Annotated in this window: 9 protein-coding genes; 6 read left to right on the top strand and 3 right to left on the bottom strand. The window is 70.3% G+C overall.

The window, feature by feature from the left end; genetic code table 11:
• From TR50_RS50195 to TR50_RS27930, 3 genes are all read left to right on the top strand, one after another.
• On the top strand, positions 1–915 hold a 915-nt coding region (locus TR50_RS50195), incomplete at its 5' end, for an ASCH domain-containing protein (RefSeq protein ID WP_369405788.1).
• A gap of 170 nt (positions 916–1,085) precedes the next feature.
• A complete protein-coding gene (locus TR50_RS27935) occupies positions 1,086–1,652 on the top strand; it encodes a mobilome CxxCx(11)CxxC protein (RefSeq protein ID WP_042427965.1) in 567 nt (188 codons plus the stop codon).
• Positions 1,653–1,674: 22 nt separating this feature from the next.
• Positions 1,675–1,878, top strand: a complete 204-nt coding sequence (locus TR50_RS27930; protein ID WP_042427962.1) for a hypothetical protein — start codon at positions 1,675–1,677, stop codon at positions 1,876–1,878.
• On the opposite strand, the gene TR50_RS49215 is transcribed toward TR50_RS27930, so the two are convergent.
• On the bottom strand, positions 1,844–2,830 hold the full coding sequence (locus tag TR50_RS49215) for a hypothetical protein (protein WP_236654621.1): 987 nt from the start codon (positions 2,828–2,830) through the stop codon (positions 1,844–1,846). The two genes, TR50_RS27930 and TR50_RS49215, sit on opposite strands and share 35 nt — an antisense overlap.
• A 194-nt stretch (positions 2,831–3,024) precedes the next feature.
• Here TR50_RS49215 and tpg point away from each other — a divergent pair, with 194 nt between their 5' ends.
• The 3 genes from tpg to TR50_RS27910 all read left to right on the top strand — a co-directional run bounded on the left by tpg (position 3,025) and on the right by TR50_RS27910 (position 4,798).
• Positions 3,025–3,672, top strand: coding sequence for a telomere-protecting terminal protein Tpg (tpg, locus tag TR50_RS27920; protein ID WP_052441407.1), 648 nt, complete (start codon positions 3,025–3,027; stop codon positions 3,670–3,672).
• 53 nt (positions 3,673–3,725) lie between these two features.
• Positions 3,726–4,301 (top strand): hypothetical protein, encoded by a 576-nt coding sequence (locus TR50_RS27915; RefSeq protein WP_042427959.1) that lies wholly within the window; start codon positions 3,726–3,728, stop codon positions 4,299–4,301.
• 65 nt (positions 4,302–4,366) lie between these two features.
• A complete protein-coding gene (locus TR50_RS27910; RefSeq protein ID WP_042427956.1) occupies positions 4,367–4,798 on the top strand; it encodes a hypothetical protein in 432 nt (143 codons plus the stop codon).
• Positions 4,799–4,993: 195 nt separating this feature from the next.
• Here TR50_RS27910 and TR50_RS27905 read toward each other — a convergent pair whose 3' ends face one another.
• Positions 4,994–5,410 (bottom strand): helix-turn-helix domain-containing protein, encoded by a 417-nt coding sequence (locus tag TR50_RS27905; RefSeq protein WP_236654620.1) that lies wholly within the window; start codon positions 5,408–5,410, stop codon positions 4,994–4,996.
• A 67-nt stretch (positions 5,411–5,477) separates the two neighbouring features.
• A complete protein-coding gene (locus TR50_RS27900; RefSeq protein WP_042427949.1) occupies positions 5,478–6,107 on the bottom strand; it encodes a hypothetical protein in 630 nt (209 codons plus the stop codon).
• Positions 6,108–7,075 lie beyond the last annotated feature (968 nt).

Below are 7,075 nucleotides of genomic sequence, written 5' to 3'. Positions count from 1 at the left end.
CTGCCCTGCCCGCAGTGCGGCTGGGCCGAGAAGCGCGCCGAGCGCACCCGCCTGGTCAGTGTCGGCGACGCCACCGCCACGATCGCCGCGGTGTGCACCGACCACGGCGACTACGAAGTCACCGTCACCCCCGAGCCGGGCCCCTACCTGGACCTGGCCACCCTCTACCGCAACCTCGTCAAGGAACGCGTCCTGCTCGCGGAACCCGCCACGCTGCCGGTGATGGTCAAGGGCGGAGACTGGGCGCCCGGCTGCCAGCTGGTCGACGGCGCCTTCGCCGCGCTGCGCGGCGTCGCCCCGCCGCCGCGGATATTCACCCCCATGGTGCTCACCGACTCCGGCGCGAAGCTGTCGAAGTCCCTGATCCGCGACGAACGCGTCCCCAAGCCGAGCGGGGTCCGCCCCTGGATGCTGGACGCCACCAGCTGGGACGGCACGGTCGACGACTTCGCCGACGCGATGGTCTGGCTGGTGCGGCTGATGCTCACCGACCCCAAGCACTTCTACCGCAGCTACACGACCCTGGAGGTCGACCGGCTCATGAGCACCCGCACCATCACGCCCACCCAGCCCCAGCGCGCCCGCCACATGAACCTCTACCGCTGCTACTTCGACCTGGTCGCCTCCGGCCGCAAGACCATCGAGGTCCGCGTCCAGTACGACAACCTGCGCCGCCTGGAGGCCGGCCAGTACATCCGCTTCGCCTGCGGCAAGGACGAGTGCCTGACCAAGGTGGTCCGCGTCGCCCGCTACAGCTCCTTCGAGGAGATGCTCGACACCGAGGGCCCCGCGAACGTCAACCCGGACTCCCCGCGGGACGAGCAGCTCACCAACATCCGCAAGATCTACGGCCCCGAGAAGGAGGCCCTCGGCGTCCTCGCCATCCAGATCGAGCGCGTCGGCCCGGAACGCTGACACACCGGAACACCATCGGAGGGGAAGGGCCACACGCCCTTCCCCTCCGACGCGTTTTCCCGGGCACGAGGGCGGCCACCGTCCCGGACCGGGCAACTCACGCGCCCCAGTAGACTCGGCAGGTTCCGGCCTCGCGCTGGATGGCCAAGAGTTGTGATGGGGAGAAACGCATGGCGGCAGGGATCGACGACTACCGGCGCAAGTGCCGGGACGCTGCTCTGCACGCCTACGGGACCAGCGTGATCTTCCAGAAGCGGTCCGATCGCCTCAAGCGCCGCACCGACCTCCTGACCTGGGTGGGCTTCGTCGTCCCGCTCCTGATCGGGGCCCTCGCCGCTACGTTCGGTCAGGCGAAGCTCTGGGCCGTCGTCCTCGTCTGCGCGTCCGTGGTCGGCGCCGTGCAGTTGGCCGTGAGCCTGTGGTCCCTGGTCAAGCGGTGGCCGGAGGACCTGGCGTACTCTGCCGCCTCGGCCGCGGCGAACGAGTCGCTCGCCAACAGGTTCGTCGCCCTGGCCGACGACCCTCCAGGACTCCAGGCCCTGCGCGCCCAGTTCGAGAAGCTCGACGTCGAAAACACCGCCCGGCAGGAGCGGGACAACGAGAAGAACGTGACCGAGAAGGAGCTCCACCGGGGCATGCGGGCAGCACTCCGGAAGTTCCAGCGCGCGTGCGCGGCCTGCCAGCAGGTCCCGACCACCATGGATCCCACCGACTGCGGCGTCTGCGGGCAGTTCTAACACTCGACAAGGAGTTCAGCACATGGACAGCAAGGTCGCCGGGGTCCTGCGGGGCTACATCAACCTGACGCCGGCCCAGCGCCGGGAGTTCATCGACGCCCTCAACCAGTACAACCAGGGCACGCCGGTCACCCAGGAGCGCCTCGTCAACGAGGCCAACCGACAGTGGATCACCAAGGTCGACCTCGGTCCTACCTCCCAGGTGTGCGGCTGCTGCGGTCGGTAGTCGCCCCACCGTCGGCGCTGCGCAGCGTGCGGCGGCCGCGGCCTGGCCGGGCGGCTCGGGCGGCGCGGACCTGGTCGGCGTCGTAGCGGGCCTGCACCCGCCCGCTCTCGCCGGTGCGGTACTCCGCCGCGGCGACGCCCCAGCGGGACAGGGTGTGCCGGGCGCTGTCCGCCGTGGCCGCGCCGATCAGCTCGGCGACCTGCTGCGCGGTCAGCAGCTCCCTCGGCGCGAGCAGCACGGTCGCGATGACCGAGGTGACGTCGACGGCGTGCACGGCCCCGGTGACGTCGACGCCTTCGACCTTCGGGTGCGGCCCGCGCACGGCGGCGGCGTCGTCCAGCGTGAAGCCGGGCGGTAGCCCGGTGGTGAGCATGGCGCGGTAGGCGGCCGTCACCGCCTGGACGACGGCGGTCTCGCTGCCCAGACGGCCGTCCAGGGCGGCGTGCAGCATCTCGAAGCCGTACCGGCCGGTGCCGGCCAGCTCGGCGCCGTGGGACTGGCCCCAGCGGTCCAATGCGGTGCGGACGGTGTCCTCCACCGTGTGGTCGCCGGTGAAGGTGCGCCAGGTCCCGTACACCCGCAAGCCCTCGGCGCTGAGCCGGAATCGGGCCGCGACTCGCCACAGCTGCTGCTCGGGGTCGCGGTCGGTGCCGCCGACGGCTTCCTCGAGCACGGCCTGGTGCAGCTGCAGGGCGGTGTGCCCGGCGGCGTCGACCAGGCGGCCGCCCTCGTGCCGCAGGCCTTCGGCGGGGCCGTGGAAGGTATTGCCGCGCAGGTGGAAGCCGTCCGGCAGGGCCTGTTCGATCGACCGGCGCCACGCCCTGCGGACTGCGGGCACGTCGAACTCGCCCGTGACGTCGGCGGCGGCCAGCTGGCCGACCGCGAAGCCCTCCGGGGAGTGCCCGTCCCACAGCTGCGACCAGGTGGCTATGACGGCCGATCCGGAGTTCACGTGCGGACACCTTCGGGTCGAAGAGGGTGGAAAGAATGACTCGGCAGAGCTGTTCTTGCCCAAGTCGCGGCCGACGGCGGCCAGGGCGTGACCGCCGAACACTAACAGTGCAGGTCAGAGCGTCATGCAAGCGAGGTGAGCGGGGCTCTGCTCTGCAACGTCTGTCCACAGGTGGGGCGACAGATCGTCTTCCCATGAGCGACAGCGACACTTTCGACACCACCGGCAGCACCCCGGAGCCGGAGCCAGCCGACGACACCAGCAGCGGAGGAGCGGGGTTCGTCCGCGGCGTGGTAGCCGACGGCTTGGAGCGTGCGGCCCGCAAGAAGTTCACCGAGCCGCCGCCGGCCACCGCCCGTGAGCAGGTCCGGTTCTTGCTCTCCAAGGTCAAGGGCGGCACCCGGGCCCTGGCCGCTCGTCTCGGGATCTCCCAGCGCAGCGTCCAGCGCTACGCGAAGGGCACCGTCACCACTCCTCGCGCGGCCACCCGGGAGGTGATGGAGGACGACACCGCCTCCCAGTGGCAGCCCGAGGTCCGCTCCGCCGTCCGCGCCCAGGCCGCTGCCGCCGGCATGACGGTGGAGGTGAAGGCGACGTTCGGGTTCTCCGCCGGGGTCGGCACCACCGACGACCCCAGGATGCGGTGGCTGAGCGAGCGGATCTCCCCGCACTACACGGCCGAGATCCTTGCCGCCCAGGACAACGGCGCCACCGAGACCGAGCTCCACCAGCTGGTCGCCGACGCCCTGGCCGAGGCGTACTTCACCGACAGCGGCAGCCGCGCCGACGGCCTGCACGTCGAGCTGCGCGACGTCCAGTACCTCGACTTCGCCTTCGACTGACCATGTCGCCCTGCCCAGGATCCAACCCCCGCCCCGACGACAGCGAGGCCGCCATGCCGCACGAGAAGCAGTACCCGCACGTCGAGATCGACACTGCCACCGGCCGGTGGCAGATGCAGAATGCCGGACTCCTGCTCCAGCGCCTGGGGCAGCTGAAGGCCCTCTACGAGCTCCACGGCCACGTCGACGCCACGGTCGACATCCTGCCCGGGGACGAGAACGTGCTCGATGCCCTGCACCAGTCCGACCTCCGGGACGACCCCCTGTGCCTGGCCGTGGAGGCCTGGCTGATGGAGGCGTTCCTCCGCCAGGTCAACTACTACGCCGCCCCGGCGGCCCGCGCCGTCTCCCTCCTGCCCGAGCTGGTCGTCGCCGCGGCCGACCTGGCGCGCTGCGGCAGCCACGAGACCGCGCCCAAGGCCCCGGCCGTGCCCAGCAGGCCCACCAGGCCCCGGCGGTGGGCCGTCCGACCGAGGAAGCGGTTCTTCACGACCGCAAAGCCGCCGGGGGACCCGAAGACGGACGCTCTCGCCTGTCACGACTGCCAGGTGCGGGTCATCGAGACCTATGAGCTCGCCGGATGCCTGCTGGAGCAACGCTGCCAGGCGCGCTTGGAGACCGCGGGCTGACGCGGCCGTAGACGGCGAGCGCGCCGTGTGTCCACATGCCCTCTCTGAACCCGAAGGACGCGTTGATGACCCGCACCACCCCGCTCCAGCCGACCACGCGCCTGGGCGAGCTCCTGGCGGCGCTGCGCGCCGGCGGCCTGGACCAGGTCCTGCCCGACGCCGGGGACGAGGCGATCCTGGACGCGCTCGGCCAGATACGCAGCAGCGCCTACGTCCACGTGGAGCTCTGGCTGACCGCCGGCTACCTGCTCCGCGAGGGCTGCTACGCCAACCCCCACGTGCGCCGCGCCTCCAGGCTGCACCGCCTGGTCCTGCTGCACGCGGCCCGGCGCGAGGACTGCCCGGACGACTGCCCAGCGCCCACCAGGGCCTGCGACGGCTGCACCGCGTGCGAGGGCGGCACCCACCGCCTCACCGCCCGCTTCTCCCGCGCTCTGGCCCGCCTCCTTGTCGACGCCCAGGACGTCGAAGACGCGCACGAAGGTGTCGACGGGTAGTGCAACGCGCCCTGCAACGCAGCCTCTCAACCACTGCAACGCGGGAAGCCGCGTTGCTGGCCTGACCTGCACGAACAACATGAAAACCCTGGTGGGGGCGGGGTGCAACACAAGCCGCGTTGCACCCCGCCCCCACCAGGGTTTGTTCTGCGTATCAAGAACGAATCGGTACCGCCAGTGCTACTGACCGATCGTTTACGCGCTGCGCTTCGTGAGGTTGGCGACCTGGGCGGCGAACCGCTCCCGGCGCTGCTCGCTGAACGCCTCCGGGTCCGCCGGCCGGATCTCCGGCACCGAGGCCACCGGCCCCGCCACCGTCCCGGTCAGCGCCGGGTGCAGCTGGTAGAGCCCGCGCTGCAGCTGCCACGTCAGCCCGCACTCCCGCAGCTCCTTGAAGCCGCGGTTCACACCCGGCTTCGAGACGCCCAGCAGCACGCACATCTCGTCCTGGCTCACCTCGGCCGTCCCGTCCTCCGGGTCGGCCAGCGACAGCAGCATGTCCAGCACCCGCCGCGCGGTCCGCGACATGTCCAGCAGCGCCAGCACGCCCAGCATCTGCCGCGACAGCTCGATCGGCCGCTCACTGGGCGGCGACGGAACATAGCTGCTCACGAGACGGTCCTTCCGGTCGGCGCGGGGATGGTCCTGGTCCGAGGGTATGGCGGAAGAGTCCATGGGGTCACGCGCTCGCCTTCTTCGCCGGAAGCCGCTTGACGCGCAGCTGCACCACCGGCTGCCCGCGCCGCGCCGCCTCGGCCTCCTTCTTCGCCACCAGCCGCATCTGCCGCCACACCGTCGGGTAGTCCGGTGCCGGGATGACGCAGGCCGGGCCGCCGGCCGCGTTCCACTCGGCCTGCCACTTCTCCTGCTCGCCGCTCTTGCCCGCCGCCGTCAGCCACGGGTTCAGCTGCACCAGGCCCCGCTTGGCCACCCGCATCCACCCGATGTGGGTGTAGAACTGCGACGCCTCGCTCACCGAGGCCGCCGACAGGTTGCAGCGCTCCTGCAGCACCCGCTGGCTGATCCGGATGTAGCCCTTCGGGGACTTCCGGGCCTCTTCCACCGTCTTGCGGTCCCGGGCGTCCTGGGCCGCCACCATCTTGCACCAGACCTGGAACCACGACCCCGGCATCTTGAGGCTGCCCAGGGCGTCCATCAGCAGTCGGCCGTCCAGCACGTAGCCGCCGACCAGCGCGCTGACCGCGAACGTCCGCCCGCTCATCGTCTCCACGTCCACGGTCAGGCCGCCCTTGCCGTCCGACCGCGTGACGACCTGCTGGCCCGGGCGGACCACCGGCAGCTGGCTCATGGACGGCACACTCCTCAGAAGATGATCACGACTGCGGCTGACGGTATCACTGGAGGTACCGACTTGTTTCGGATTCTCAGAACGAACACGCGCCGCCCCCGCCCCAGCAGCCATCAGGAGCGGACCGCGTTGTTTCAGATCCTCAGAACACCCAGCCCCGGTTTGTTCTAGATATCTGAAACAACCGGAACCACATTTGTGCAGGTCAGAGCCGGTTTCGACGGCGCGCTCTCTTAAGTAGTTACAGAAGCCCCCCGGTGCGGGCGTAAACCTCACCGCTACAAGCTCAACCAGGCGGACGCCACCGGCGCGTCGCCGGCCTCCCCGGGCGCGACACCGGCCCTCACGACCATCGACCTCCGGCCGATCCGGCAGTGCCGCGCCCGCTTCGCTCCCTCCGGCCGGGCTACAGGTGCACTGCCCTCCCGACCGACGCGCCGGGCTTCCAGCCGCGCGGAACCCCGGCGGGGGCTCCTCCGGACCCCGCCCCCGCCGGCCTGAGCCCGCACCCTGAGCCTGCGCCCGAGTGCGCCATACAATTCCCAAGCCATAGTCGAGCCTTTCCGCCGTGGCACTACGCTCAATTCAGCTGCCCGAATCGAGTATTTTCGGAAGTGCTTCCAGGTGGCTCGTCAGCGATCCTGACTTTACACACTGCATCATCTAGGGCTGAGGTGGGCAGTCGGTGTTCATCAGCATCAGTGATGCAGTGCCTCAATACCTTCCGAAGCTGCCCGCGATCCGGTAGTCTGATGCTCCATCCGGTACGTTTTCCCTCTGCACCCGCGAGGACGGAGCGTCAGCGGAGTCCGAGTCGGACAGCACGGGGTCGGCCATGACGGAGCCTCACCTGACCTACTATCCGAGCCCGGTACTATCTGGGAATCCCTGAGCCTACACAGCCCCCGGAGTGATGCAGCCGCCCCTCCTAGTCGCGTAGTTCGGATTCCCGCTCGCGGGAATCCAGG

The organism is Streptacidiphilus anmyonensis, assembly GCF_000787855.1.
Lineage (GTDB): Bacteria > Actinomycetota > Actinomycetes > Streptomycetales > Streptomycetaceae > Streptacidiphilus > Streptacidiphilus anmyonensis.
The sequence above is the reverse complement of the archived record's forward strand: the minus strand, read 5'-3'. Positions and strand labels throughout refer to the sequence as shown.

What these genes read in the sequence shown, in the direction of transcription:
- TR50_RS27935 (WP_042427965.1), top strand. Translation starts at nt 1,086, where the DNA reads ATGGCGGCAGGGATCGACGACTACCGGCGCAAGTGCCGGGACGCTGCT.
- TR50_RS27930 (WP_042427962.1), top strand. Translation starts at nt 1,675, where the DNA reads ATGGACAGCAAGGTCGCCGGGGTCCTGCGGGGCTACATCAACCTGACG.
- tpg (WP_052441407.1), top strand. Translation starts at nt 3,025, where the DNA reads ATGAGCGACAGCGACACTTTCGACACCACCGGCAGCACCCCGGAGCCG.
- TR50_RS27915 (WP_042427959.1), top strand. Translation starts at nt 3,726, where the DNA reads ATGCCGCACGAGAAGCAGTACCCGCACGTCGAGATCGACACTGCCACC.
- TR50_RS27910 (WP_042427956.1), top strand. Translation starts at nt 4,367, where the DNA reads ATGACCCGCACCACCCCGCTCCAGCCGACCACGCGCCTGGGCGAGCTC.
- TR50_RS27900 (WP_042427949.1), bottom strand. Translation starts at nt 6,107, where the DNA reads ATGAGCCAGCTGCCGGTGGTCCGCCCGGGCCAGCAGGTCGTCACGCGG.